The sequence below is a fragment of the Bradyrhizobium sp. genome, assembly GCF_019244115.1.
GTDB lineage: Bacteria > Pseudomonadota > Alphaproteobacteria > Rhizobiales > Xanthobacteraceae > Bradyrhizobium.
The window spans coordinates 1-25,222 of the sequence record NZ_JAFATE010000579.1 but is presented as its reverse complement, the minus strand read 5'-3'; the positions used below and the strand labels follow the sequence as shown (position 1 = coordinate 25,222).

Below are 25,222 nucleotides of genomic sequence, written 5' to 3'. Positions count from 1 at the left end.
CGCGTCTTCCGAGACTGGGAAAATTCGGCATTGCTCCCTTCCTCATCCATCTGATCCATGGAACGTCGGGGACGGTTTTGGAGCTACCAATACCCAAAACATACAACTTTTGCGCGCGTGATGAAAGGGACCGGATGTCCGGATGTGGCCCGACTGAGAAATCATCACGACTGAGATCGATGCCTGCTATCTGAAGCAGTGCAGACTAGATTTGCTCCGACCGAGACTTTCGGCCTTTGACCCAAACCGGTCCTTGGCCGCAGACTCGACCGAAATTCGGGAGCGGGGGCCAATCGCTCGGTGGGCAAGCTTCCCCCTGGACGAATACCGACACGCAAATTCCAGCCTCCCCGTAACCAACGGAGTGCGGCATAATCCGCCGGTCCAGCTTAGGAGTATGTCATGCGCCTGAACACGATCGTGCTCACCGCCGCCATTTCCATTACATCCACCATTCCCGCCTTTGCACATCACGGCTGGGCCGGAAACGTCGATGAAGTCACCGCCATGACCGGCATGGTCACCGAGGGAGTCAAGCTCGCCGGCCCGCACGGCACCATGAAGATCAGGACCTCTGACGGCAAGGTTTGGGACATCACGCTGGCGCCCCCGCACCGCACCGCATCGGCTGGCCTGAAGCAGGACACCATTCCCGTCGGGGCGATCGTGACAGTGCATGGTCAGCGCAATCGCGATCCAAACCGCTTTGAAATGAAGACCATTCAAGTCGAATATGCCGGTAAGCAGTACAATGTGTATCCGGAATTCGCGGATAAGGTGCGTTGAGCTTGGTGCAGCTCATGGCGTGGCTTGAGGGCTCCGCCCTCGGCCACGCCATGCGGGATAACGGCGTCTGGTTCTACGGGATCGTCAATCTCACACATATTCTTGGCGTGGCGACACTGTTCGGGTCGGTCGTGATTCTCGACCTGCGCCTGTTGGGGTTCTGGCCGGATGCGCCGCTGGCGGCGATTTCGCGCCCTACCACGCGTATGGCGGCGGCGGGATTCGGCATCGCCACCGTCAGCGGCGCGGGTCTGCTCGCGACCAAAGCGACGGAATACGTTGGCAATCCGTTTCTCTACATCAAAATTCCGGCCATTGGACTGGCCCTGCTCAACGTATTCCTCGTTCACCGCTCATCCGCCTGGCGCGCGCACAAGAACCGCGACCTGACGTATGCGGAGCGCCGACGCCTCGCCGCCATGGGCGGCACCTCGTTGTTCTTTTGGCTAACTTCAATCGGCGCCGGCCGTATGATCGGTTACTGGTGAGGGCGATGAGCCTGCAACACCATTGAGCGCAGCCTCACCGTGCCCTCGGCGCTGCTCGCGCCAACGAGGTGATCGAAAAGCCGGCTTAAGCGCATCGTTAGCCGCACTGTATGAGTCCGAAGTGGCCCATCATACCGACGTAAGCCAGCGCACGTCTTTATGTCGGCTGTCGGGGAGTAGACCGGAAGTGGCTGACGAACAGCCAAAACGATGCGGATGACCCAGAAGCGACCAGCACTGCGCCATGGGCGGCGTTCGCTGGAAGGTTACGGGCGAAGGTCCGCGCTCCAGAGGATCTGTCGCAAAAGGTAGGTCGGTGGCCGACTTATGTCATAACCTCTATTTTCCGAATGGCGGGCACACAGTGCTCGGCACGCTGGGACTGATCCTGCTGAAGTGGCGTGCGGAATTCGCTCGCAGGAGCACTTCAGGTTTTCGCCTATCGGGTTCGATATCGGCAGAACGGGCTCAGGTCTCCTTTCAAAGGCAGAGCAGACGCGATTTGCTTGCTGCGAGCATGGGCCGCGCTCTTAAGGCTCTACATTTACGGTTATCTCAACCGTGTGCATTCGAGCCTGGCGCTTTGCGTGCTCGGCTACAATCTGACACGCGTGCTGAACATCGTCGGGACGAAACCGCTGCTGGCGGCGGTGAGGGCGTGATACGGGCGCTGGCGCGCGCCGTTGCCGTTCATCGGGCGCGTGAAAGAGCCCCGACATGGCGTCAGGATGAGTTCTGGTCGAGCAGCCGTAACCTTTGCCCAAATTGATCGGATTGCGGTAGCCTGAGTTCGACCGCGCCGGTCCGCATCATGCTACAGCGTTTTTACACGACCAAGACCCGGAGCGGACCACGTCGTGGTAATCTCGGAGGCGCAGATGCGGGCACGGCCCTTTGGAGCGCGATGCTAAGTGCACGTTTCACGAAACTAGTGGGATGCAAGTTGGCCAACTTAACGCTCCTTCAGTACCAGGCAACAAAACTTCTTGCCTGCGACCCGCGTCCTTCTCGCCAGAACTCTTTACGGTCGATCGTAACTTCGTGCCTGGCCCCGCCGGATGTCGACGGAAATCGCTCGTCGAGAAAGCCCTGGGTTTGACCATTCCCGAGACAGTGCTGGCAGGCCGACAAGGTGATCGAGGAAGGACGCAATCGGTGCGATGCATGAGTCCGGAATTGGCCGATTCTGTTGAAAAAAGACCTGCAATAGTTCGCAGTAGTGGTGAGGGCCCTGGCGTTGCCAGCGGTCTCGAAGCCCCGTTGCTCCCTCCCCCGCAAGCGCCCGGTACGGGGGAGGGGGCGTGTGCCCGAACCGTACTTCAATTCGTCGCACCCTGGTACGAGACCGTCCAGATCACACCCGATTTCGGGACGGTGTAGAACGGCGGTGTCTTGTAGAAATCGGCGAACACCTCGCCATAATCGACCACATACATGGTGCGTCCATCATTAGCGAAGACGACCTTGTTCGGTCGCTCGAGACCGCCGCGATTCTCCGCTTTCTGATAGGCGTTGGGTCCGGGATCGATATTGTGGGCAAACTCGCTCCACTTGACCCCGGTTGGCTCGAGGAAGTCGATCCGCAGCACCACGGGCCAGGTTGGAACGAGGCTTTCCGGCCCGGTGTCGAGGATGCCGTAGACCGCGCCGAACAGAGTGTTGTCGGCGCCAAAGCCACGAACGCTCCAGGAAATCCCGTCAATCGGGTTGTTGGTGTCCCATTCGAGCACCGGGTTGATATAACCGTTCGGGTTCGGATTTGCGGCGATCAGCGGAACACCGCGAACACCGTCGACGTGGAATTGGAAGCGATACGGCGGCATTTTCGGTACGAATGGCTTGTCGCCGATATAGAGTTGTGAGTATGGCCGGTCGACTGCGTTGCCGCGGTAGGCCTCGAAGCCGAAGCGCTTGTTGCTGACGAAGCCCATTCCCTCCTTATCGGGGAAGCCGGCGTCCTGTCCCCTCTCGGTCACGATATAGAGCTTTTCGGCCCCATTGGCGATGCGACGGTGGCCGAGGTCGTTGGCGCCATTGTCGGAGACGGCGAGCGCGTTTTCCCATTTGGTGCCGCGGGGCCCGAAGGCGACACCGGACTGGTTGCGGAAGCCCATGGCGTAGACTTCCATTTTCTCATGCGGATAGATTCCGTCGGCGCCCGCATCGGTCATCTTGACGCGCATGACGGAGCCGCCGCAGGGCACTTGCGCCTTGATCACCATGCCGGGCTTTGCCGGCACGCCGACCGGTAGCAGCGCGCCGGTCATGCGACCGTCCGAGGATTTGACGGTGAGGCCGGTATGCACGATGTCGCGGCACACCGGATCATGTGGCGTGGTGCCATGACCGTCCTGATGCTTGACCCAGAACGGATCGTTCGGGATGTCCGTCCAGCCGTGGTTGTCGGGATCCGCGAAACCGCTGTTGCTCGGGAAGCCCAAGGCAAAATAGATGTAGCCATCCTTGCAGGTTATGCCGCCGTTGCGGTGGTCACCGATCGGCAGGTCCTTGATGATCAGCTTGAGCTCGCCGTTGACGCCGTCCATTTCCCAAATCTTCTCGCCATATTCAGGAATGTAGGTCTTGCCGTTTTCGGCACAGTAGCCGATTTCGTTCATCACCGTCTTGAACGTGCCCTTGCCGATCTCGCGCAGGAGTTTTCCCTCCTTATCGAAGATCTTGACATGCGGCGGGTCGATCTTGTCCGCCTCCGGGCTGCCAAGGAGAACTCCGGAAATCGCCACCCACAGGTTTCCGTCCTTGTCGACTGTGGCAGACGATGGGGTATCGAGCCCGGCGGCGAACACGCCGACCTTATAACCGGGCGGCACGACAATTTTGCTAGGGTCAGGCTTGAACGGCTCACGTTTCGGCCATGGACCGCCGCGTTGCTCCTGTGCGCTCGCCGGCATCAGGCACATGAGCGCCGCTGCGGCCACCGTGATACTGTGTAAAAACTTCATGACACTCCTCCCTTGGCTGGCTTGGTTTCAAAACCCCCATCCCTAAAAGTGTGCTTGTTTCCTCGTTGCTTTTGTTTCCGTTTGGACCAGCGTGTTCGGTTCCTTATTGAGCCCCATCGGATAAGGGCAGGGTTCGGACGTACGCGATGACATCCGTGATGTCGTCCTTCGACAGCGTCGTCTTCCAGGAAGGCATGAATCCGCTCTTGCCCGTCGCCTCGCCGCCCTCCGCGATCACCATGGCGAGGGAAGCATCATCGATCAGATCGATGTAGCCTTTCCGCGTCAGCGCCCCGACGTGGGGCATGAAGCCTTTGCCGCCGCCCCGACCGTCGGCGCCGTGACATCCTGAGCAATACCGCTGGTAGAGGACCTCGCCGTGCTGAGCGTTTCCAGCAAGGAGCGGCGTCGTCGAGAGGACGAGCCAAGTCAGGATGGCTGACAAGCACCGACACATTGGGATCATCCAGTGCCGACATACGCGTGAACCGCATCCGGCAGGCTCCGGCCGGCCGCATGCCGTTCGGACACCAAATCACCGAGCATCTGCAGCAGCTCGGGGTTGCGACGCTGCTCAAGGCCGACGATGTTGCTGATCGGTGCTCCGGTGAATACGCATTTCACCACCATCTGATTCCAGGCGGCCTCATCAAAATACTCGAATGGATACGGGTTATGGCAGGCAATTGCCTCGAACACCGGTCCGATCGACGAGCGCACGCCTTCGCGCGCGCGGTCATGGAGCTGACGCCCGGCCGGAAAGACTGCGAAACCTTTGAGATAGGCCACGTGCTCTGTGACTTCGGCTGTCGTGCACAGCCGGTCGATGCGCGCCGCAAAGGGCTGATCATCGCCGCGATAGGTGGCGAGGAGGAGAGCGACGCGCGCCGCCTCGTCGGTGCCCCACACGCGCGGCTGCCAGCCGGCGCGCAGCCCCTGCGCTGCCAATTCATCGTCGGGGTCGAGTGTCAGATCGGTGCGGCCGATCTTGCGTCCTACAAGACCGAGCGAAAGCGCAAGCCGGCGCTCATCGACGGTCGTGCGCTGGCGTTCGAGCTCGGCCGCGAGCCAGCCCATTGCTTCGGGCGCGAGCTGACGGGAAAGCCAGCGCAGCAGAAGAGCCGTGATCGATGCAGGTTCGGCACTGGCTGGGCCACGCGGACCCATTGCGGTCTCCATCGCCATGGCGTCAGGTCCCCGCGATATATCGTTGCAGCAGGACGGTGGCCGCGAAGCCGGCTAGCGCCAGCAGGGCCGGCGCGCTCGCACCAGCACTCGCGATCAGTGCGGCATCAACGAGCGAGACGCCGGCAATGAGCGCCGCGACGGCACGCGAGACCGCCCCGGGCGCGGGTCGTCGCGCCAATTGGTAGATCGCGGCGGTCGTCCAGCCGATCAGGGCTAAATAGATCGCGGCTGATAGCGGTCCCTGGGCGACTGCCGGTAATGCGACGATCATTGGCGCTGAAAGCACAGCGAGCGGCCAGAGATTGCCCACACGGTCGAGACTCTCCTGCCTGGCGGCGTAGGTCAGGCCGGCGATGTAGGCGAGAAGAGCAAGCGAAGCGATCACAACAAATCCGGGGATGCCGCCTGTCGTCGCAGCGGCGGCGCCGAGATAGACCAGCATCCGGCAACCCCCCATCATCACCGGAGCGACAGGATTGCCCTTGTGGAATAGATCATAGGCGACGACGAGCGCGGCGAGGGCGAGGCCGCAGAGCGTGGCTGCCAAGCCGATCGTGGCCAGCAGCGCGACGCCCGCGGCGAGCAGGCCGAACCCGATGGCCGCGACAAGATCTGGTGCCACGTCTCCGGCTGGGATCGGCCGTCCCGGGCGCTCGCGCGCATCGATGCCGCGATCGAAGTAATCGTTGAGATACATGCCCCCGACATAGAACAGCGACATCGCCACCAGCACGATACCGGTTTGGCCGTCGTGCCACATCCCACCGGCGAGCACCGCCCCAGTGAGGACGTTGGTCCACACCGTCGGCAGATTCGACGCCCGGCCAAGCGTCAGCAGAGCCGTCAGTGACAGGGGACCTTGTGCCGTCATCGCCATCAGGACAGCTCCTCGAGCACCCAGAGCATCTCGCGCGCGATCGCATCCGCCCGGCTCGACTGGCGCAGCTCAGGCGGCAGCACATCCCACGTATAGGTTTCGACCTCGAGATGGGGCGCGACAAAGGCAGACTTGGCGGCAGCAAGCGCCGCCTTCAGCGTCGGCTGCGTCGAATAAAAGCCTCCTGCGATCTCGAGGAACACGGGCACGTGACAGTGGATGCGCCACTCGCCCCCGGCCTTTCCGCCGCGCAGCGCTGCAAACGCGGGCTCCAGGTCAACATAGCGGACTAGAGAGCCGTTCCGCCGTTGCACGACCTGATGCAGGTAGACGCCGTCATTGAACGCCGTGAGCGTTTTTTCGGTGCTGCCATCGATCTCGGGCACTCGTAGTGCCGAGCTCAGCTGCAGCTTTCCGATCCGGATGCCGGCTCGGCCGAGCTGCGCGAAGGCGCGCGCGGGCTCCTCGAATTCCACCGCACCGTGGCAGACATCGTAGCAGACGCCGAGATGGCGCCGCAGCGCGTCGTGCGCGGCGGCGAGCGACGTGCCTGTCTGATCTGCAACGATTGTTGCGCTGGCGTCGGTGTGGAGATGATCGCGAAAGAACGCGATCGTTTCCTCGACGGTCTCAAGAAAGCAGCACGGCTCCGGCTCGAGGGCGAGCACGATCTCGCGGCCGGTTCGGCGCCGCAGTGAGACGAGCGTGGCCACATGGCGAGCGAGCGCGTCGGCCATCGCCCTCGCGGCGTCTGGCCGCGCCGCCGCGACCGCCTTGAACGTCCCCGGAACCGTCGACACCGAGCCGACCATCCCCTCCGGCAAAATCATCGCCAGGATTTCGGCGGCGCGATCGGTGTAATGCAGTCGTTCCGGCGTAAGCCAATCAGGCTGATAAACGTCCTCCTTCACGCGACGCCCATGGAATGGGCCGTAGGGGAACGCGTTGATCGTGAAGACGTAGAGATTCTCGCGGGCCAGAAACCCACGAAACTCGTCGAGCGCCGCTGGCGCGCTCAGTGCCTCGGCGGCCATCCCAGAAAGCCGAAGGCCCAGACCGAATGCATTCTGCGGCGAGACCTTTGCCTTGATGTGCGGGACATGAGTCTCGAGGCTCTGGCGCACCTCGTCCCAGGTCTCACCCGCATGGATATTTGTGCAGTAGGTCAGATGCACGTCGCGAGGTAAGTGAACGAGATGCATGAACGCCGTCTCCCCTTAGCGCCGCGTCCCTTCAGCCATCCGATGGCTCTCTCGATCAGGTTCTCGTCGATGGCATGGACCTCGACACCATGCCCGATCGCCGAGAGAAGCGTGATGGTCAGCTCGCCGCCCAGATGCTCCTGGAAATCCGAGATTCCGGCGATGATGCGCCGGCGGCCACTCCCGTCCATGAGGTCGAGCGCATCGTCCCAGAGCGTGAAGCCGAGCGCCTGCAGCAGCCGGACAATGCGCGTGTCCTCGCCCTGCGGCAACAGGCCGGCGAGCACCGAATAGCGCGAGTCAAGCGCTATGCCGATCGCCACCGCCTCACCATGGCGCAGGGCGTGGTGCGTGAGCGTCTCGAGCTTGTGGGCAGACCAGTGGCCGAAGTCCAGGGGTCGCGCGGAACCGCTCTCGAAAGGATCGCCGCCGCACGCGATCTGGCGCATATGAAGCCTCGCGCAACGCCGCACCAGCGTCTCGAGCGCGTTCGGCTCGAAGGCCGCGAGCAGCGCGGCCTCACGCTCGATCCAGTCAAAGAAGGCGCCATCGCGGATCAAAGCGACCTTGACGGCTTCAGCCATGCCGGCCCGCTTGTCGCGCGCTGGCAGCACGTCAAGAAAAGCCTCGTCGTTGATCACCGCGAAGGGCGGCGCAAAAGTTCCGAGCAGATTCTTGAGACCGAAAGCATTGATCGCGTTCTTTACGCCGACGCCCGAATCACTTTGCGCGAGCACTGTGGTAGGGCAGCGGATGTGACGCACGCCGCGATGGAATATCGCGGCGGCAAATCCAACCGCGTCGAGCACGGCGCCGCCACCAATGGCGAGCGCATAGGACTGCCGATCGATATGCCGCTCCGAGAGGTCCTTGAGAACGGCCTCCACACAATCGTGCTGGTTCTTGACGGCCTCGCCTCCCGGAATGACGACAATGTCTCCCGCGAGTTCCATAGCGGCGGCGTGCGCGGCGCCGTAGTCGGCGATACGGCCGGCAAGCTGTGGCCATACGAGTGTCACGCCTTCGTCGATGAACACGGCGAGACGCTGCGGGCGGCCCGACGCGCCAGGCGTCAAGACGTGACGAAGACACAGGTTGCGCCGATCAAAAAGATCGCGCGTGAAATGGACCGGATAGTCGTATCTGATCGAGAACGTCTGCGCGAACGTTTCCGTCCGCGGAACGTCGTGTCCCGGGTCGAGCATCGCGGCGCTCCTCCCATCGATGCGCGCGAGCAGTTGCAGCTTTCTTTACGTACGCACCGAAGCGTGTAGTCTCCATCGCCGCGCCCGGCCTGTCAATTCCCCTCGAACATCAAGAGAGCCGAGCGAGGGCGTGCCAATGCGGAAGACGATTGTCATCCTTGTGGTCGGCCTGACGCCAAGCCATCTCGGGCCCCACACGCCGCATCTGTCGGCGCTTGCGCGCGCAGGTGCCGTGCGTCCGCTTGCCACAGTGACGCCCGCGGTCACGTGCACCGTGCAGGCAACCTTCGTGACCGGCAGCCTGCCGCGCGACCATGGCATCGTTGCCAATGGCTGGCTGTTTCGCGATCTGCTCGAAGTTTGGCTGTGGCGACAGTCGAACCGGCTTGTTGCTGGAGAGAAGGTCTGGGAGGCAGGTAAGCGGCGCGATCCGGGTTTCACAGCGGCCAATCTGTTCTGGTGGTATAACATGGGCGCCAGTCATGAGATCGGCGTCACGCCCCGACCGATATACAAGTCGGACGGGCGCAAGAAGCCTGACTGCTATGCGCAGCCCGCAGCGCTCCGTGAGGAGCTGACGCGCGAGCTTGGTGTCTTCCCCTTGTTCCAGTTCTGGGGACCGGGGACCTCCATAGTATCGTCGCGCTGGATTGCCGATGCGGCGCTGCATGTCAGGCGTACCCGAAATCCGACCCTGACGCTCGTCTATCTGCCGCACCTCGATTACGACCTGCAGCGCCTCGGGCCCGACAATCCGCGGATCGCAAGAAGTCTCGCGGAGATCGATGCTGTCGCGGGCACGCTCATCGCCGATGCCGAGCGGGAGGGGGCACGGGTGATCGTGCTGTCCGAGTACGGGATCACGGCCGTCAGCACCCCGATCCACGTCAACAGAGCCTTGCGTCAGGCCGGGCTCCTGGCGGTGCGCATCGAGGATGGCGGCGAGCTGCTCGATATCCCGCAGTCGCAGGCGTTTGCCTTGGCCGATCATCAGATCGCCCACCTCTATGTTTCGGAACCGATGCTGATCGAAGAAGTCCGGCGCATTGTTGCGGCGCTGCCAGGCGTTGACGGCGTGTTCGACCGGCGCGAGCAGCACGTGCTCGGGATCGATCACGCGCGCTCCGGCGAGCTCGTCGCGCTGGCGCGCTCCGATGCGTGGTTCACATATTACTACTGGATCGACGATCGGCGCGCTCCAGATTTCGCCCGCCTGGTCGAGATCCATCGCAAGCCGGGATATGATCCGGTCGAGCTCTTTCTCGACCCAGCCATCTCGTTTCCAAGGCTGGCGCTGGGCTGGCGGATTGCCGGGCGGGCGCTCGGGCTGCGCACCGTCATGGACGTGATCCCGCTCGATGCCACCCTCGTGCGCGGGTCTCATGGACGCATGGTGGACGACCCGGCGTGCGGTCCGCTGCTGATCTCAAGCGAGCCGAGCCTCCTGACAGACGGGCCGATCGAAGCGGCGGCTGTCAAGACGATCATCCTGGCGCACGTCTTCGACTAAGCGCCCACAAAGTTGCGTCGCCGATCTCGGCTTTACGCCATGGCTCACTCCCACCGGATCGGCCAAATGTGGCAGCGTGGCTGACAGTTGTGTATGTCTACAGGCTCTCGGCTTGCATGTTCAAACGCCCCCGGTCATGTTAGATGTTACCAAGCTGCCAAGAACGGGTGACCGACGCGACCTTTCGTCGTCACGCCGCAGAGGCAACAATTCTCGTCGCCACCCGCACATGCAAGACAAAGGGAGGAGCGGCATGTCGCAACAATCGAGCGCTTTCGAAGGAGCCGCAGGATCGGGTGAGGCGCAGGAGGGCTCTAAACTCCTGTGCCCGTGCTGCGGCGCGCGCCTCTCGCTGCGCGGCCAGAACGGCACGATGCGGCTTGAGGCCGATACACAGGGCTACATGATACCGGCTGCAGCGGGCGCAATGTTCATCGATCCGCATGCGCACATGATCTCGCGCACCACGGCGGACTACGAGGCCATGGCGCGTGCCGGCGTGGTGGCGGTGATCGAGCCGGCGTTCTGGATCGGCCAGCCGCGGACCAATCTCGGCAGCTATGTGGACTATCTCTCCAGCATCATCGGCTTCGAGAAATTCCGCGCCGGACAGTTCGGCATCCGGCATTATTGCTGCATTGCGCTCAACCCGAAGGAGGCCAACAACGAGGCGCTGGCGGAAGCCATCATGGAGGTGCTGCCGCACTTCGCCGCGAAGGAAAGCGTCGTTGCCATCGGCGAACTCGGCTATGACGAGCAGACCGCGTCGGAAGACAAATATCTGCGCCAGCAGATCGAGCTCGCGAAGGAAGTTGATCTTCCCATCATGATCCATACGCCGCATCGCGACAAGAAACGCGGAACATTGCGGACCATGGACGTGCTCAGCGAGCACCGGTTCGATCCCGGGCGCTGCGTGATCGACCACAATAATGAGGAGACCGTCCGCGATGTGCTCGACCGCGGCTATTTCGCGGCGTTCTCGATCTATCCGCACACGAAGATGGGAAACGAGCGGATGACCGAGCTGGTCCGACAATTCGGACCCGACCGCATCATTGTCGATTCCGCCTGCGACTGGGGCGTCTCCGACTCGCTTGCGGTGCCGAAGACCGCCGCGTTGATGGCACAACGCGGCATTCCCGCCGCCACGATCCGCAAGGTCACGTACGAAAATGCCCTTGCGGCCTATGGCCTTTCTGGCGTGATGAAGGAGCAGGATTGGCTAGACCCGGCGCCCATCGACCAGCGTACGCTCTTTGAAGGCAATAGCGTGCTGCGCGGCGGCCAGAACCCGCGCATTGAGGCGCCCGTCGGTCCGCTCTCCGGCAACCTGACGATTGCCTGAACGGGCAGGGCGCGCCGAGCATGTGCTCGATCTCTCTTTGCGCGGGATAACTCCGCCGCAGCCGACAATGGGTGGCGCCGGGATCGGCAGCATCCAGGCGTCACGACGCGAGCGCGTCGGGAACGTCGAATCCGGCCGCGGCCATCGTCCGCTCCATCTCGGCGCCGACCCAAGTCGCGAGATCAGGAGACCCCTTCTATGGCAGTCACATGTCGCGGAGAGCCCACGAACCAGCCGTGCGTAAGGGAATTGGCATCGGGTCGAAATCCTGCATAATGCCTCCGAGAATAACCAACATGGCGCCTACGCAATGACCGGAAGCGCCCCGAGCATCGTGTCGTTCCTGTTTCTCGGCTTCTTCCTCGGGATGCGGCACGCGACCGACGCCGACCACGTGGTCGCCATTGCGACGATCGTCAGTCGCGAGCACCGCATGGCGGGCTCGGCCCTGATCGGTGCTGCTTGGGGTGTCGGGCACACCCTCACGGTCATGGCGGTCGGTCTCGAGAGATCGGCAGGTTCTGGCGCAAAGCGGCCTTTCTGATTGGGTTAGATCTATTTGGTTATAGCTAGTTCAAATTGGCCCATGATGGACTGGAGTGACAGTTCAAGGTTTCCGATCGGTTAGGACGTGTCGTGCGCATTGCGTGTGCACCGGGAGATCGAAAAAATCCCTGTTAGCGCCGATGTGAGCAGGTAGACGGAATGGTGGACAGATCGGCATTGTCGGCCGAAGCGAGACATATTCCGCCGCCAAAGCCTCAAGGCCGCGAACGGTCGTTCTCGGTCAACGCTTGACCATCCGCCACCTGACACCGAGCAGCATGCGAGATCAGCCGCTCTGGATACGGGCAACACCATAGGACGGAAGCTCGAGGCTTCCCACCTTTCGGATGAAAGTGGCGCCGCCGCGATGCCAGCCGGGATCGCGCACCGCTGCTTGAAAGCTTCTCTCGTCGAGAACATGCAGTTTGGCAGGGCCTTCGAAGCCGCTAATCTTCAGGCGCTGGGTTTCACCTGTTAGGTTGGCCAGCCAAAGCACTTGGCCGCCCCCGCTGCGATGGGCGAGAGTGGCGACCTTTGAAGGGGCAGATGTATCCGTATTGGTGCGTCGGGCTCCGCTTGCAGCGGTGAGACCCGCAATCACATGGTAAGTGGGATAAACCCTGGCGCCACCGCCGTCGAACCACGGCTGGATATGGGCCAGTTTGCGATAGATCATCCCTTGCGAGCCCGTGGCAGAGCCAAGGGTCACGGCGTCGACCCGGGCTTTGGCGGCAGCCGACAGATAGCCTAGATTCCATGCGGCGGCGAACAGACCGCGCTGACGCGGATCGAGATCGGACAGACAGACCCGCCCATTGTCGGGGTTCGGCGCAACCGCAGCACCATAGGGATTGTCGCGACAGGGAATACTGGTTGGGCCGATGTGATAAGGTGCTTTGCCAATCATTGCGCGTGCAGAGGCGAAAATCCACGGCAGGCTTTCGAGCGTCTCCATGATCGAGATGTCATCTGCCGCATGGACAATGGGGCAGCCCGTGTGGGTGATGAAATCAAATAGACCTAGGGGGGCGGGCTTGCGGTTCAATTCGGTGAAATAGGAGAGCATGCCACCGCCAAGCACGGCATCGGGAAAGCAGGCACGTGCTGCCGCCGCCATTTCCTCGTAGGTGGGGCCCCAAGGTCTTGGTGTATTTGGCTGAAAGGATTTGAGATCGTGCATCTGGGTGATCACAACGGACGCAGGCGTGAGCCCCGCCGCATTCACGGCGCCGGCGATCGCGGACACTTCTTTATCCGCCGGCTCCTTGGCCGGCAAAATGATCTCGAGTGTGACCGGGACTCCCGTTTGCGCGGAGAGCTCGCGGAAGTTTGCAGCGGCCTCCTTTTGCCCTTGCTCGCGTCCATCGATCTGACAAACGAGCGCGTGCGGCTTCGCCGCGGCGATAAAATCCGCGGCCTGGAGGGCCGCGGCGGCTTCCACCATGGGGACGCCGAGGCCGATTTGCGGGATGCGGCCTTTCGTTTCTGCAAGGGTTACGATTGTACCAGGCGCAGAGCGCGCTGGTCTTGATTTTGGCGGTTTGCCTGAGACGGCAAGGGTAACCGACTGGCTGAAGCTCTCGCCTTTTTTCAGTGTGTACGGCCACGGATCGAGCAGGGAGCACACATAGGTCTTGTAGGAGGCATCCATCCAGTTTCGATGGTCCTCCATCTCGAACTTGTTTCCTTCCATCAGAACCGTGACCGCAATTTCGGAAAGCGGCTCGTGCTTAAGTGAGCGGATCTCGAAAATGGGCTGACCGGGGCTGATGAGTTTCGGGAACTTGCGTTTCTCTTTTTTTCCGTCTGTGTGGACAACCTCAACGGGGCGCCCCACCGTTCCTGCCAGCGGATGCAGCACGACAAAGCCGGTCCGGTTGGTGAGGAAGTCGGAAAGAGGCGTTCCTTCGGCAGAAAACGTCAGTGTACCGTCACTCCTTGCGTCGATTTTCGCGGAGTAGCGGATCGCTTGATCCGCGTCCTTGCACGTTGCCTCATAGCTGATCGTAAAGGCATCCTTGAGTTGGCGGACTTTCAGGTTCTCGATCGCCGGAGCATAGGTGCCCCAGTCCTTGTCGCGTACGATATAGGCAATTCCGCGCAGGACCTCTTCACCGTGATAGCGGATGTAGCGCAGGGCGCCCCTGTCGAAGATTGCCGATATTGGACCTGCGCTCAATTCGCAGCGCTTGCCCTCAGGGACTTCGGTTCCGAAGAGCTTGATTGCGCGGCTCGGCTTCTTCTGGGCCATGGCGGGCTCCTCAAATGACTTCGTCAGTTTGTGGATCGATCAGAACCGCACGGATCATATCGATATCGATACGAACCTGCTCGCCGGGAGCGGTCACCTCGTGAGCCGCAAATTCTGCCGTGATGCTGCTTCCCCCGAGCGGCATGCTGACCTGTACCCGCGAGCCCGTCGGTTGGACGAGCTCGATGGTTGACGGCAACTGGACGTGGCCTGGCGCAGTGCCCATGCCCGCCTTGGCGATGTGCTGGGGCCTGAGCCCCAGAATGACGGCTTGGCCGTTCGGCGCCTTGCGTCCGGGGGGCAGGGTGAGCTTGGTCCCGTCGCGAAGTATCACATCGCCGCTCTCGATTATGGCGGGAAGGAAGTTCATCTTCGGGCTGCCGAGGAAACCCGCCACGAAGCGCGTCGCCGGCCGCTCGAACAAATCGAGCGGCGCACCGAGCTGTTCGATCCGGCCCTCCCGCAGAAGCGCGATCCGGTCGGCGAGCGTCATCGCCTCGATCTGATCGTGAGTGACGTAGATCATGGTGCGGCCGAGTTCCTGATGCAGCCGCTTGATTTCGACCCGCATGTCATCGCGAAGCTGGGCATCGAGATTGCTCAGTGGTTCATCGAATAGGAAGAGCAGCGCATCGCGCACGATCGCGCGACCGATCGCGACACGCTGGCGCTGACCTCCGGAAAGCTCACGTGGAAATCGCCGGAGAAGTTGCGCAATGCCGAGCATTTCGGCCGCACGCTTCACACGCTTATCGGCCTCGTCAGATGCGACTTTCCTCGCGCGCAGGCCGAAAGCGATGTTCTCATGGACATTGAGATAGGGATAGAGCGCGTAATTCTGGAATACCATCGCGATATCGCGATCGCGCGGGCGTGCCCATGTCACGTTTTTTCCGCCGATTTCGATCGTGCCGGCGCTCGCTTCCTCGAGCCCCGCGATGGTGCGGAGCAGGGTGGATTTGCCGCATCCTGACGGGCCCACTAGGACTGTCAATTCACCCGAGGGCACCTCGAGATCGATTCCCTTGACGGCGTGGAATGCACCATAGTGCTTGTGAAGTCCGGTGATCTTCAGATCCGACACGGCTCAACCCTTGACTGCGCCCATGGATATGCCGCGCACGAGAAAGCGCTGCAGCGTTGCAACGGTGATGAACACGGGAATGGTTCCAAGCACCGACATGGCAGCGATCTTGGACCAGAAATTCGACTGACCACCAAAGTAATGCGTCACTTGCACTGTGTAGGTCGCGACCTCGGTCCGGGTGAGCACCAGCGCAAACAAAAAGTCGTTCCAGGAGAACACAAAAGTGAAGACTGCAGTGGCAAAGAGCCCCGCGCGGACCATGGGAAACACGACCTTCCACAGTACCTCCCGGCGGCTGCAGCCGTCGATCAGAGCACTTTCTTCGAGCTCCAGCGGAATATCCTCGATATAGCCGCGCATCATCCAGATCACGTAGGGCAGGCTGAATGAAGTATAAAGAATGATAAGCCCGATGTAGGTATCGACCCAGCTGAGCCAGACATAGAGGAGGAACACCGGGAATACGATGGCCACCGGGGGAATCATGCGCTGCGAGATGATCCACAGCGCGAGGTTTTCTCCACCTGTTTTGAATCGCACCAGTGAATAAGCGGCGATGGTGCCGAGGATCATCGCGAACACGGTTGATAGTGAAGCAAGCACAAGGCTGTTGCCGACGGTCTTGGCATCGCCATCCTTGAACAGCACCGCATAATTGTTGAACTGAATGCTTTTCGGATACCACACCGGTGGAAAAGCAAAGATCTCACCGGGCGTTTTGAAAGAAATTGCGAACAGCCAGTAGATCGGAAAGACGAAGATAACGACGAGTGCCAGTGCGATGACATAGCGGAGGACGAGCTTCGTTTCCTTGCGGCGATAGAATGGAATGGTTGTCATTTTGCCAGCCCCATGCGGCGGACGGCAAAGGTAACGATCACGGTGAGAAGCGCGATCACAAGGAAGGCGATCGCTGCCATGTAGCTGGTCTCGAACTGCTGAAAACCCTGGACATAGGCATAGACCGAAATCGTTTCAGTCATAGTGCCGGGGCCGCCGGCCGTGAGGGCCCAGATGATATCGAAGATGCGGAAGAGGTCGAGGCCGCGGATTAGAATGGCGATCGACATGACAGGCCAGATTGCTGGGAGAACAATATAGCGGAAACTGCGCCAGAACCGCGCTCCGTCGATCTCGGCGGCCTCGGTCAGTGAACGGTCAACATTGGAAAGAGCTGCCAGCAGGATCAGGAACATGAAGGGCGTCCACTGCCAGATCTCACAGAAGATGATGGCAGGATAGACGAGCCGGGGGTTGACGGTCCACAGGGCCGCGACGGGGTGACCTGCAAACCACCCAAGGATCTGGTTGATCGGACCGTAGCGATTGTCGAACAGCAGCCGCCATGTGGCACCGGCAACAATCGGCGAAATGATGGTTGGCAGCACCAGTAGCGAAATCAGGATCTGCCGCCCCGGCATGGTGTCAAGGAACAGATAGGCCATCGCGAGCCCGAGCAGCAGTTCGACGGGTAGCGCTATCACGATAATGAGCGCCGTATGTGCGAGCGACTGCCACAGTCTGGCGTCATGGAAGAGCTGAACGAAATTCACCGGTCCAGCAAAGGATCTGTCGGTCTCCAGCATGGAGATCCGCATGAAGCTCACCACCAGCGAAAAGATCAGAGGGAACAGGCCGATCAGCAACAGCAGGAAGATAGCCGGCGAGATCAGCCAGTACTTGAAATTGCGGTCGGGATGGGCGATGGCGGGCATGGCTGAAGCGTCGGCTTGTGTCTCGTGCCGTCGTGGACGGCAGGGGGAAGCCTCTCCCGCCCGGGGGCGCGAGAGGCCAGACGGCTGCTTACACTTTCGGATAGGCGCCGGAATTGGCGGCCCAGCTTGCATAGACCGCCTTCTGCTTGTCGACGCCGATCTTCTGCGTGATGTTGTCCCAGTCAGCTGCCGCCGCGTTGAGGATCGTCTTTGGATCATCGCCCGCCCAGAGCTTTGAAATCGCCTGGCGCAGGACCTCCTCATATTTGTCGGTTTGCAGGAGCGACAGATCGAGAAGGCCCGTCTGCGAGGCCTGCTTCAGGGCCGCGAGATAGTCCTTCGCGTTTGGCCACAGTGCCAGATAGCCGGGGTCGGAATAGTGCGAGTCGCGGAACGGATCACGCAGCGTGTAGGGGAGCTGAACACGCTGACGGCTCACCTCTTCGCTGTTGAGCCACTGGATGAACAGGTAGGCTGCATCCTTGTTTTTCGATGTTGACGAGATTGACAAGGAAAAGCCGGCGGCGAGCTCAGGATGCCCTCCGGGCGGCAAGGCGTAGCCCACCTTGCCTGCGATGGTTGTTTTCGGGACCCAGTTCAGCGCCTCCTGGTCGGTACCGTAACCTTCGGCCCAGCGCCCGTAAGGTGGCCAGGAGATCGTCATAGCCGTTTGGCCTTGCAGAAAAGCCGCGAGATTTTCCACGAAGCCGAACTGCTCCACGCCGGGCGGCATGAATTTGTTCTCGTTGCGCATGCCGGTGAAGACCTTAACTCCGACATCGGAGTTGATCATGGCCTTCATGGTGTCCGCGTCGAAGAACTTGCCGCCCTCGTTCCGGAAGCGTTCCTCGAACATGAACATCGCGTAGGGAGGCTGTCTGAAGAAGGCGGCGCCGTAGATACCCTTGTCCTTGAGGATATCGGTAAGACCAGTTCCGACGACATCGAAATCGGCCCAGGTCTTGGGCACTGCGAGGTCCTTGCCGGTCTTGTCCTTGAAGGCTTTCTGGACGGCTGGATCCTCGAATATGTCGCGCCGATAGTACATGATGAAGACATCGCCATCGTCGGGGAAGCCATAAATCTTGCCGCCCACTTTCATCCAGTTGTCGCGGTAGGTTGGCGCGATCGTCTGGAGCTCGCCGGCGTAGGCGTATTTCTCGACATAGGGGTCGAGCACCTCGAGCGCGCCGGCCTGGGCAAGATCGGGCATCCATGCGGGAATGACATTGAGCGCGTCATAGGCGCCCGCTTCCGACTTGTAGTCCTGCATGATCTTGGTGAACATCTCGGCGGTCGCAACCTCGACCACCTTCACATCCATGCCGGTCAGCTCTTTCCATTTTGGGCCGGAGAAATGGGTGGGATCGAGCGACTGAAGGCCGGCCTCCCAGACGATGGTGATCGTGCGTCCCTTGTATTGCTGCGCGGCCTTGACGGCGTTATCGGCGGCCGACGCGGCCCATGCTGGTCGTCCCATGGCTGCGGCAAGGCCTGCGGCCAGGCTGATCTTTCCGAAATCGCGTCTATTAAACATTGCGTCCTCCCGTTTCTTGAATGGCAAAAGCCATTCAGATGCCCTCGCTCGTTCCGGCGAGGAATTCTCAATCGGCAGACTGGCGACGGTACTCCTCCAGTTTGCGTCGGAAATTCGGCTTCTCGAGCACAGCGCGATTGACGACACCGCGCGGGATTTGTCCGTGCTGAATGTCAAGTACCGCCCTGACGTCGGCTGCACCGTTTCCGGCGAAGCACTGGTCGGTCCAACAAAGTGCGTGAGGCGTCACGATGACGTTGTCGAGTGCGAAAAGAGGATCCGCCGGATCTGTCGGTTCCTGCTCGAATACGTCCAGCGCCGCGCCAGCGATCCGCCTGTTTGCCAGCACGTCGGTGAGCGCCTTTTGATCGACAATGGGGCCACGGGCCGTATTGATGAAGAAGGCGCTCCTCTTCATCAGGGCGAGGCGCTCGGCATTCACGAGCTGGCGTGTTTCTGCCGTGAGGGGACAGTTCACCGTGACAATGTCGGCGCGGGCGAAGACCTCGTCGAGACCGACCAGTTCGACTCCGAGCTCGGCCGCCAGCTTGGTATCCGCATATGGATCATGGGCGATGAATTTCATGTCAAATGGCCTGGCCAGGCGGAACAGCTCTGCGCCGATATTGCCGATGCCGATCGAACCCAGCACCCTGCCGACGAGGCCTGTGCCCATGTGCTCGCCGCGGGCGGGAAAACCCGACGGGCCCTGCCGAGCCAGCCTGTCCTTCGCCATCAGCCGTCCAGTGAGCGCCAGAATGAAGGTCATGATCGACACGGCGACAGGGCGCCGCACGCCGTCGGTTGTGATTGCCAACGCGATGTCCGCGGCGGTACAGGCGGGGACATCCACCGTGTCATAGCCAACGCCAAAGCGGGCGATGATGCTGAGCCTTCCGCTCTTGGGTGCGCTTTCGGGCGCAAAGCGGTGAGCCAGCAAGATGAGCGCATCGAAGTGCTCGAGATCGCTGCTGCGCAGAGGATTTGCGTTGCCCAAATAGGCGATCTCCACGCCGGGGGCTTCTTGCAGAGGCTTTAGATCGAAATCGGGGAAGACGGCCGAGCCGTCCGCCTTCCTGAAATCACCCGAAAGGGCAACACGAAACGGGGCGCTCATGTCGTGCACCCCTTCCGCAGCGTGGTCATTGCAGCGGCAAGCGCATCCCGAAGCACCCACACGTCGCCCGAGTAGCAACAAAAATCAAAGCCCTGCCTGTAGAGCGCGATGCCGATCTCGGTACTCGGCACAAGGCGGCCCAGCGCTTTCCTGTGCTTCTTGGCGGCCGCAATCGTGCGCTCAACCGCCTTCAGAAAATTCGGATGATCGAACTGTCCCGGAATGCCGAGCGAGACTGACAAGTCGAAATGGCCGATCCACAGGGCGTCGATGCCCCTGACAGCGGCAATCTGATCGACGTTCTCGGCGCCTTCGGCGGTCTCGATTTGGCAGAACAGGGTTGTCCGCTCATTGGCCGCCGCAAGCTTCTCCGGCACTGGGCCGAGCCCGTAGGCATCATGCGCAACGCTCAAGGCGACGCCACGACGTCCATCCGGATGGTACTTCGTGCAATCGACGACTGACTTTGCTTCTGCAGCGGTATTGACCATCGGGATCATGATCCCTTCGGCGCCCACGTCGCAGGCCCGCGCGATATGGTGATATTCCTTTGACGGCACGCGGACGATGGCTGGCAACCCTGCTGCTTCAAAATAGCGCGTAGCGCTTTTGACGGTTTCGAAGCTGAACCCCGAATGTTCCAGGTCAAAGAGAGCGAAATCGCACTCCGCCTGCCTGAGGATATGTCCGATTCCCGGAGTGGCAAACTCGACGATAAAATGACCAAGCTTGACCTCTGGCGTCCTGGTCATCTGCTTGAGGCTGGCATGAGTCATCGTTCATCCTCCGTCTAAGGTCTGATGTTTGATCCCTCGAAGATGAAATGACGTTTTGCGACGTCTCGTTCATCGTAAGAGCGGCGCTGGTCATATTGAGTGTGCGAATGTGCATCGATGGCGAGCGAGGACCGAACGCCGCGTGGCTGGGACGGATTTCGTGGAAGGGCGCCATCGTTCGCCACGAGGCGCCCTCACGCCGATATACGCTGGCATGACAGTTGCGTATTCTCATCGATGCGGGATGCCGCCGTCGCCAGGTCTTGGCTTCGAGGGTAACCACGAGCTCGTTCATTTGGCCGCCCTCTGGGCTTTCCAGTAGAGCTTGGCAACCTGGTCGAGGTGCGAGCGCATCCGAGCGTCGGCGAGTTCCGGATTGCGCGCCTTAATCGCCTCAAAGATCGCGACATGCGCATCGAAGGCGACCCGGTTCTGGCCGGGATAGCTGAGCGTCACGCGTCTCTGGTCGACCAGCCAATCGATGATGGCCCGGTGCATGACCACATATATGGGATTCTTGGGGATCGTGGCGATGGCGTAGTGAAAAGCGACATCCGAATCCTCAAAGCGTCGGATATCGCCGATGGACTTGTAGTTCGCATCGAGCGCATCACTCAGGCGGCGGATATCCTTCTGTGCGGCGTTGCGCGCTGCATCGCGCGCCAGACCGGTTTCGAAGAGGGCGCGCGCATTCTGGAAATGACGGATGCCGCTGTCATCGGAGAGCAGATACTTGGCACTGCTCGACAGCGACGTCAGGACGACTTCAGCGTTCGGGGCGGCGATGCGTGCGCGCGAACCCGCACGGAGATCGACGAGGCCCGCCCGCTGAAGATGAAACAGCGCCTCGCGGATCGCTGTCCGGCCCACGCCAAACTCCGCCATGAGCTGGCGCTCGGATGGCAACTCGGCGCCAGCGACCAGTTCCCGATCGCGTATCCTCTGCTCGAGGACATTCGCAACCTGCTCAAAAAGGCGCGACCGTTTGAGCTGAAAGCGCATTGGTATACCTAGTATACCAGAGGACGCTAAGTCCTCCTGATGCCACTGTCAATGCGGCGACGTTTGCAGATTGTCCGTGCTTGGAGATATCGAAGGTCAATTTTGGAAAAGACACGACCTTGTGCCACGCAACAAAGGTAGTGAGAACTGATCGCCCTTACGCGGCGCAAAGTATCTCCGCTTGCCCTGGTAGGGGGCCGCGTAACGGCTTAGCTCAGTCGAGCAACGTTCGTGCGCTCGCCGACCTCTCTCGGAGTTTGCTGCAATCTAACCCATCGGCATGGACCTTGTCGACGTGATACTCGGAACAGCCCTCAGAAGGGGGATTAATGGATGGTCTCGCTCATGGATCAGCCTCCACCTTGACGAGGCGTGCCAACTTTTTCGCCCGCAGGCGTTGGGCTTCTGCATTCTCCGGAGCCACGCTTCGTTCAGATGGTCGTCGCTGCGGAGCGGCTCGCCCCGGTGCGGCTTGGCCCGCTACCGTCACAGCATAGGTTGCTTGACTATGGCAATGCCACAATGGGTTGCATTGGTCGTCCAAGTTGAGCTGTTGACGTGCCGCCACTCAGGAGCCGCGCGTTCCCTTTTTGGCCCGGCCGCACGTCGCTGTAAGCACCGTGTAAGGTCAATGTTGTAATAAGGAGTGCGCTGTTCTCAGCGGCGTACCTTCTGCCTGAAGGCAGAAGGTTGGCCCCGCCCTTTTGGATTTCCCGAAGGGCGGGGCTTTCACGTTGCGCCGTCTAACTTCGAGTTCAGAGTCTGCCTCATTTTTCACGTTGTGGCGGCTTGATTCGCCATGATTTCGCGGTAGCTGGAAGCTTAGGTGCGGATGGGCCTCACTCCCTGGGCTGATCTTGAAGCGGACGAATGAGCACCTTTATCCAGCGCGTCAACATGCTCTTGCTGCTGTTCGCAGCGTTCGCGATCATCTGGATTTTGCTCGGTGGCCTCTGAGTGGCGCGGCAATCAACGATTGGTTGCGCTTGTAATCAAACGAACGGCAGGTGGACCATGCTTATTCGCGACGGGAGAAGCACAGCGGTAGCACACAGCGGGCTGCGAGCAATCGGTTTATGGATGACGGTCAAGGGCAGCCAGCCTTCTCAGCCTGTGTGGGTATTTGTCAGTTGTGAGGCTCTCGCAGATCTTGATCCTGGCAATATTCGAGATCTAGCCTCCGCCTTCGTGCAATTCGATACGGTTCGATCACGCATCGAAGCTGCGGCTAGCAAGAAGTTTAAACCAGATGGCTCGGACGGGGAGAGATATGAAGGCATGCCAACGGTCTGGCTGATCAAAAGCGACGCGATATAGGCGAGCGTCAATAACCTTCTTGCTAGCCGGCGCCTCAATTGCCATCCCTAGAGGCTTCCCCGCGGCGCCGATCGGCTGGATGATGGGGCCTCGTGCGACCTCGACGGACTACGTTCTCAGTCGGATCGTCGGCTGGAAGCATCGCAGCACCCGACTAGGGGCAGATTCTAACCTGGTTTGCATACTTGTCGAAGCCGGAGAGGCAGTCGTAAAAGACAAGTTTTGTCGAGCGGATCCTTTATGCCGGCGATAGCGGATCGAGCTTTGCTCAAGGCCTTCATAGAAAACGCTTTTGATGGCGCAAATTCTCATCTGAGTTTGGTTGGGTTTCAAACTTGGGATGGATCGATTCGTTTTAACCGACGCCCAATGTGCAAAGATGGAGCCACTGCGTCTTGGCAAGCCGGGCGACCCCGACCGCCGCTAGAGCGGGACGACGATTCAAAGAACAGTCATCATCCTCTAGGTTTTCAAATGATTCCCAGGTCGGTCGGACGAGTGGATGCGAATATCCTTTCAACGCTTGCTGGCTGCAGACCGTACATCCGCTGGAACAGACCGGCAAAAAGGCTTCGATAGTCTGTCTTCACAGGATAGTCGCGGTTCTGAAACAGTGCTGTCTGCTCAACCTTGACCTGTTCACCCAAGATGCGGCCGCCGTTGATCCCGCCGCCCAGCACCCAATAGACGCTGCCATGGCCATGGTCGGTGCCGTGGTCACCGTTTTCCCTAAAAGTGCGTCCGAATTCCGAGATGGTCACGATGACGGTGTCCCTCCATGCCGGCGGCCCGATCTCTTCTGCGAACCCTGCAAGGGCACGTCCAAGTTCGCCAAGCCGATCGGCAAGATAACCCGTAGCGGCACCCTCGTTGACATGCGTATCCCAACCGCCGACATCGACAAAGCCAAGGTTGTACTGTTCGCGCATGAGCCGCCCGATCCGGCGGGCTGCAAGCTCGAAGCCATGTGGCGACACCGCACCGCGATTGGCGGCATTGATTTCTTCTGAAACCGAGCGGTAGACGTCATCACGCACCTTGAAGCCTTCCTCGACCGAGGAAGCCAAGTCGCTGTGTTGGTACATTTGCTTGATGAGCCTGACTTGTCGATCATCGACACCCGGCTTTCCGACGGCGTTGATCCCAATGTTGGGTATTTGAGCCTTGCCGCGGAACGTAAGAGGAAGCTGATCAGTAAAGGCGATCGGCTTTACCCGGGTCAATTCCGCAGAAAGCCGGCTCATGAAGCCCGACCGGTAGTCGCGGGAACCGCCGACGGCCTGGCCGAGTTCGATAGTATCCTGCGTCTCGAAATGGCTACGGCTCAAATCGTCGGCGATACCTGCAAACGGGATAAAAGCGATTTCTCGCTTCTCCCACATGGGATAAATACTGTCGCGCAGGGCGGGATGCAGCGCCCAATCGGAATTCAACGCAAGCGCAGCGTTCGGCTTGCCAACATCGGGTTTGGCGATCGCGAGCGTTGGCCGGGATGCGTAATAGAACTCGCTTGAGACCGGCACGACGACGTTTGCGGCGTCATAAGCGCCGCGCAGGAATACGACCAGCAGTCGCGCATCGGTGGATGGCACGGCCCAGACGCGACCCGCCACCATCATTGGAGCGAGAGCGGCGAAGGCCCTGATCAGTTCGCGACGATTCATCGAAGCCTCCTGGGCATCAAGTCAGTGCATGAACTCAGGTGATGACAGAAACAGTGTGTTCCAGTCCTGCGGCGAGACGGCCTGATCCAGCGCAGCCAGCGTCGGCGTGCTCAGCGTCTGTCGCAAGCTCTCGAAGAAGAGCGCGTTCTGGATCAGCGGAAATGCTGGCTGCTCGGTCGCGTTGGGGACATCCGGCTTAAACAGGCCAGCGGACCCGGAGCCGATTTGCCGGGCAATTTCGAACCGCACCATCATCTGACCCGGGCTGTTCCAGGTCGCCGACGTCAGCGGATAGCCGTCGGGAGTCTGATGATTGAACAGGCCTTCGGACAAACGGTTGAGCCAGTTCTGGATTGGCGTTGTATTAAGAATAACCTTGTCGTCGTAGGCCATGCGCACGGCCGACATCACATATTGGACGGCATCCTTGAACTTGGCTCCGCCCTTTAAGGAGGCCGCAAACTCCGGGGAGTGCACCATGGTGGACAAGACGGCTGTGATGTCGCCATCGGTCCTCTGAAAGGTCTGGGCCATACGTTGGACCAGAGCGGCGGGCGGCGTATCGCTGACGAAGTAGGTCGCCAGTTTTTGCGAGAGGTGCGTGGCGGTTGCAGGTTGCCGGCACAGGATGTCGAGCGCTTCA

At 60.7% G+C, this 25,222-nt stretch carries 23 protein-coding genes; 7 read left to right on the top strand and 16 right to left on the bottom strand.

What is annotated here, in order from left to right; genetic code table 11:
• Window positions 1-402: 402 nt before the first annotated feature.
• From JOZ76_RS25695 to JOZ76_RS25685, 3 genes are all read left to right on the top strand, one after another.
• Window positions 403-786 (top strand): DUF6152 family protein, encoded by a 384-nt coding sequence (locus JOZ76_RS25695; protein WP_291703415.1) that lies wholly within the window; start codon window positions 403-405, stop codon window positions 784-786.
• Between the two features lie 5 nt (window positions 787-791).
• Window positions 792-1,274 (top strand): DUF6644 family protein, encoded by a 483-nt coding sequence (locus tag JOZ76_RS25690; protein WP_366113975.1) that lies wholly within the window; start codon window positions 792-794, stop codon window positions 1,272-1,274.
• Between the two features lie 506 nt (window positions 1,275-1,780).
• On the top strand, window positions 1,781-1,936 hold the full coding sequence (locus tag JOZ76_RS25685) for a hypothetical protein (protein WP_291703407.1): 156 nt from the start codon (window positions 1,781-1,783) through the stop codon (window positions 1,934-1,936).
• A gap of 657 nt (window positions 1,937-2,593) precedes the next feature.
• Here the strand turns inward: JOZ76_RS25685 and JOZ76_RS25680 are convergent.
• The 6 genes from JOZ76_RS25680 to JOZ76_RS25655 form a co-directional block, all read right to left on the bottom strand.
• Entirely contained in the window at window positions 2,594-4,237 is a 1,644-nt protein-coding gene (locus JOZ76_RS25680) for a hypothetical protein (RefSeq protein ID WP_291703406.1), read from the bottom strand.
• A 103-nt stretch (window positions 4,238-4,340) separates the two neighbouring features.
• A complete protein-coding gene (locus JOZ76_RS25675; RefSeq protein ID WP_291703405.1) occupies window positions 4,341-4,694 on the bottom strand; it encodes a c-type cytochrome in 354 nt (117 codons plus the stop codon).
• 5 nt (window positions 4,695-4,699) lie between these two features.
• Entirely contained in the window at window positions 4,700-5,422 is a 723-nt protein-coding gene (locus JOZ76_RS25670) for an EboA domain-containing protein (RefSeq protein ID WP_291703404.1), read from the bottom strand.
• 4 nt (window positions 5,423-5,426) lie between these two features.
• A complete protein-coding gene (locus JOZ76_RS25665; RefSeq protein WP_291703403.1) occupies window positions 5,427-6,302 on the bottom strand; it encodes a UbiA family prenyltransferase in 876 nt (291 codons plus the stop codon).
• A complete protein-coding gene (eboE, locus tag JOZ76_RS25660; protein ID WP_291703401.1) occupies window positions 6,302-7,504 on the bottom strand; it encodes a metabolite traffic protein EboE in 1,203 nt (400 codons plus the stop codon). Before eboE ends, JOZ76_RS25665 begins: the two co-directional genes overlap by 1 nt.
• Window positions 7,468-8,709 carry a 3-dehydroquinate synthase gene (locus JOZ76_RS25655; RefSeq protein WP_291703399.1) on the bottom strand — a complete coding sequence of 414 codons (1,242 nt, stop codon included), beginning with the start codon at window positions 8,707-8,709 and terminating at the stop codon, window positions 7,468-7,470. Before JOZ76_RS25655 ends, eboE begins: the two co-directional genes overlap by 37 nt.
• 136 nt (window positions 8,710-8,845) lie before the next feature.
• On the opposite strand from JOZ76_RS25655, the gene JOZ76_RS25650 reads away from it, so the two are divergent.
• The 3 genes from JOZ76_RS25650 to JOZ76_RS25640 all read left to right on the top strand — a co-directional run bounded on the left by JOZ76_RS25650 (window position 8,846) and on the right by JOZ76_RS25640 (window position 12,111).
• Window positions 8,846-10,219, top strand: a complete 1,374-nt coding sequence (locus tag JOZ76_RS25650) for an alkaline phosphatase family protein (RefSeq protein ID WP_291703397.1) — start codon at window positions 8,846-8,848, stop codon at window positions 10,217-10,219.
• A 253-nt stretch (window positions 10,220-10,472) separates the two neighbouring features.
• Window positions 10,473-11,567 (top strand): TatD family hydrolase, encoded by a 1,095-nt coding sequence (locus tag JOZ76_RS25645; protein ID WP_291703395.1) that lies wholly within the window; start codon window positions 10,473-10,475, stop codon window positions 11,565-11,567.
• 310 nt (window positions 11,568-11,877) lie between these two features.
• The gene (locus tag JOZ76_RS25640; protein ID WP_291703393.1) at window positions 11,878-12,111 is read left to right on the top strand and encodes a hypothetical protein; all 234 of its coding nucleotides are present in this window, start codon (window positions 11,878-11,880) and stop codon (window positions 12,109-12,111) included.
• 288 nt (window positions 12,112-12,399) lie between these two features.
• On the opposite strand, the gene JOZ76_RS25635 is transcribed toward JOZ76_RS25640, so the two are convergent.
• The 8 genes from JOZ76_RS25635 to JOZ76_RS25600 all read right to left on the bottom strand — a co-directional run bounded on the left by JOZ76_RS25635 (window position 12,400) and on the right by JOZ76_RS25600 (window position 21,598).
• On the bottom strand, window positions 12,400-14,364 hold the full coding sequence (locus JOZ76_RS25635) for a hypothetical protein (RefSeq protein WP_291703391.1): 1,965 nt from the start codon (window positions 14,362-14,364) through the stop codon (window positions 12,400-12,402).
• A 10-nt stretch (window positions 14,365-14,374) separates the two neighbouring features.
• Window positions 14,375-15,448 (bottom strand): ABC transporter ATP-binding protein, encoded by a 1,074-nt coding sequence (locus JOZ76_RS25630; protein ID WP_291703389.1) that lies wholly within the window; start codon window positions 15,446-15,448, stop codon window positions 14,375-14,377.
• 3 nt (window positions 15,449-15,451) lie between these two features.
• Window positions 15,452-16,291, bottom strand: coding sequence for a carbohydrate ABC transporter permease (locus JOZ76_RS25625; RefSeq protein ID WP_291703387.1), 840 nt, complete (start codon window positions 16,289-16,291; stop codon window positions 15,452-15,454).
• Complete coding sequence (locus JOZ76_RS25620; RefSeq protein WP_291703384.1) at window positions 16,288-17,166, bottom strand: carbohydrate ABC transporter permease; 879 nt, start codon at window positions 17,164-17,166, stop codon at window positions 16,288-16,290. Before JOZ76_RS25620 ends, JOZ76_RS25625 begins: the two co-directional genes overlap by 4 nt.
• Window positions 17,167-17,254: 88 nt before the next feature.
• A complete protein-coding gene (locus tag JOZ76_RS25615; RefSeq protein WP_291703383.1) occupies window positions 17,255-18,703 on the bottom strand; it encodes an extracellular solute-binding protein in 1,449 nt (482 codons plus the stop codon).
• A gap of 67 nt (window positions 18,704-18,770) precedes the next feature.
• Window positions 18,771-19,820 carry an NAD(P)-dependent oxidoreductase gene (locus JOZ76_RS25610; protein WP_291703382.1) on the bottom strand — a complete coding sequence of 350 codons (1,050 nt, stop codon included), beginning with the start codon at window positions 19,818-19,820 and terminating at the stop codon, window positions 18,771-18,773.
• On the bottom strand, window positions 19,817-20,596 hold the full coding sequence (locus JOZ76_RS25605; RefSeq protein WP_291703381.1) for an HpcH/HpaI aldolase family protein: 780 nt from the start codon (window positions 20,594-20,596) through the stop codon (window positions 19,817-19,819). The genes JOZ76_RS25610 and JOZ76_RS25605 overlap by 4 nt, the downstream gene beginning before the upstream one ends.
• A gap of 291 nt (window positions 20,597-20,887) precedes the next feature.
• Window positions 20,888-21,598, bottom strand: a complete 711-nt coding sequence (locus tag JOZ76_RS25600; RefSeq protein WP_291703379.1) for an FCD domain-containing protein — start codon at window positions 21,596-21,598, stop codon at window positions 20,888-20,890.
• Window positions 21,599-22,612: 1,014 nt separating this feature from the next.
• On the opposite strand from JOZ76_RS25600, the gene JOZ76_RS25595 reads away from it, so the two are divergent.
• Window positions 22,613-22,915, top strand: coding sequence for a DUF1488 family protein (locus JOZ76_RS25595; protein WP_291703377.1), 303 nt, complete (start codon window positions 22,613-22,615; stop codon window positions 22,913-22,915).
• Window positions 22,916-23,385: 470 nt separating this feature from the next.
• Here JOZ76_RS25595 and JOZ76_RS25590 read toward each other — a convergent pair whose 3' ends face one another.
• Window positions 23,386-24,579: a DUF1501 domain-containing protein gene (locus JOZ76_RS25590; RefSeq protein ID WP_291703375.1), complete on the bottom strand. Its 1,194-nt coding sequence runs from the start codon at window positions 24,577-24,579 to the stop codon at window positions 23,386-23,388.
• Between the two features lie 21 nt (window positions 24,580-24,600).
• The coding region (locus JOZ76_RS25585; protein ID WP_291703373.1) for a DUF1800 family protein at window positions 24,601-25,222 on the bottom strand (622 nt) is incomplete at its 5' end.

Coding starts and splice junctions, on each gene's coding strand:
- JOZ76_RS25625 (WP_291703387.1), bottom strand. CDS start 16,291: ATGACAACCATTCCATTCTATCGCCGCAAGGAAACGAAGCTCGTCCTC.
- JOZ76_RS25620 (WP_291703384.1), bottom strand. CDS start 17,166: ATGCCCGCCATCGCCCATCCCGACCGCAATTTCAAGTACTGGCTGATC.
- JOZ76_RS25590 (WP_291703375.1), bottom strand. CDS start 24,579: ATGAATCGTCGCGAACTGATCAGGGCCTTCGCCGCTCTCGCTCCAATG.
- JOZ76_RS25605 (WP_291703381.1), bottom strand. CDS start 20,596: ATGACTCATGCCAGCCTCAAGCAGATGACCAGGACGCCAGAGGTCAAG.
- JOZ76_RS25695 (WP_291703415.1), top strand. CDS start 403: ATGCGCCTGAACACGATCGTGCTCACCGCCGCCATTTCCATTACATCC.
- JOZ76_RS25665 (WP_291703403.1), bottom strand. CDS start 6,302: ATGGCGATGACGGCACAAGGTCCCCTGTCACTGACGGCTCTGCTGACG.
- JOZ76_RS25645 (WP_291703395.1), top strand. CDS start 10,473: ATGTCGCAACAATCGAGCGCTTTCGAAGGAGCCGCAGGATCGGGTGAG.
- JOZ76_RS25595 (WP_291703377.1), top strand. CDS start 22,613: ATGCTTATTCGCGACGGGAGAAGCACAGCGGTAGCACACAGCGGGCTG.
- JOZ76_RS25650 (WP_291703397.1), top strand. CDS start 8,846: ATGCGGAAGACGATTGTCATCCTTGTGGTCGGCCTGACGCCAAGCCAT.
- JOZ76_RS25670 (WP_291703404.1), bottom strand. CDS start 5,422: ATGGCGATGGAGACCGCAATGGGTCCGCGTGGCCCAGCCAGTGCCGAA.
- JOZ76_RS25615 (WP_291703383.1), bottom strand. CDS start 18,703: ATGTTTAATAGACGCGATTTCGGAAAGATCAGCCTGGCCGCAGGCCTT.
- JOZ76_RS25675 (WP_291703405.1), bottom strand. CDS start 4,694: ATGTGTCGGTGCTTGTCAGCCATCCTGACTTGGCTCGTCCTCTCGACG.
- eboE (WP_291703401.1), bottom strand. CDS start 7,504: ATGCATCTCGTTCACTTACCTCGCGACGTGCATCTGACCTACTGCACA.
- JOZ76_RS25680 (WP_291703406.1), bottom strand. CDS start 4,237: ATGAAGTTTTTACACAGTATCACGGTGGCCGCAGCGGCGCTCATGTGC.
- JOZ76_RS25655 (WP_291703399.1), bottom strand. CDS start 8,709: ATGCTCGACCCGGGACACGACGTTCCGCGGACGGAAACGTTCGCGCAG.
- JOZ76_RS25610 (WP_291703382.1), bottom strand. CDS start 19,820: ATGAGCGCCCCGTTTCGTGTTGCCCTTTCGGGTGATTTCAGGAAGGCG.
- JOZ76_RS25635 (WP_291703391.1), bottom strand. CDS start 14,364: ATGGCCCAGAAGAAGCCGAGCCGCGCAATCAAGCTCTTCGGAACCGAA.
- JOZ76_RS25640 (WP_291703393.1), top strand. CDS start 11,878: ATGACCGGAAGCGCCCCGAGCATCGTGTCGTTCCTGTTTCTCGGCTTC.
- JOZ76_RS25600 (WP_291703379.1), bottom strand. CDS start 21,598: ATGCGCTTTCAGCTCAAACGGTCGCGCCTTTTTGAGCAGGTTGCGAAT.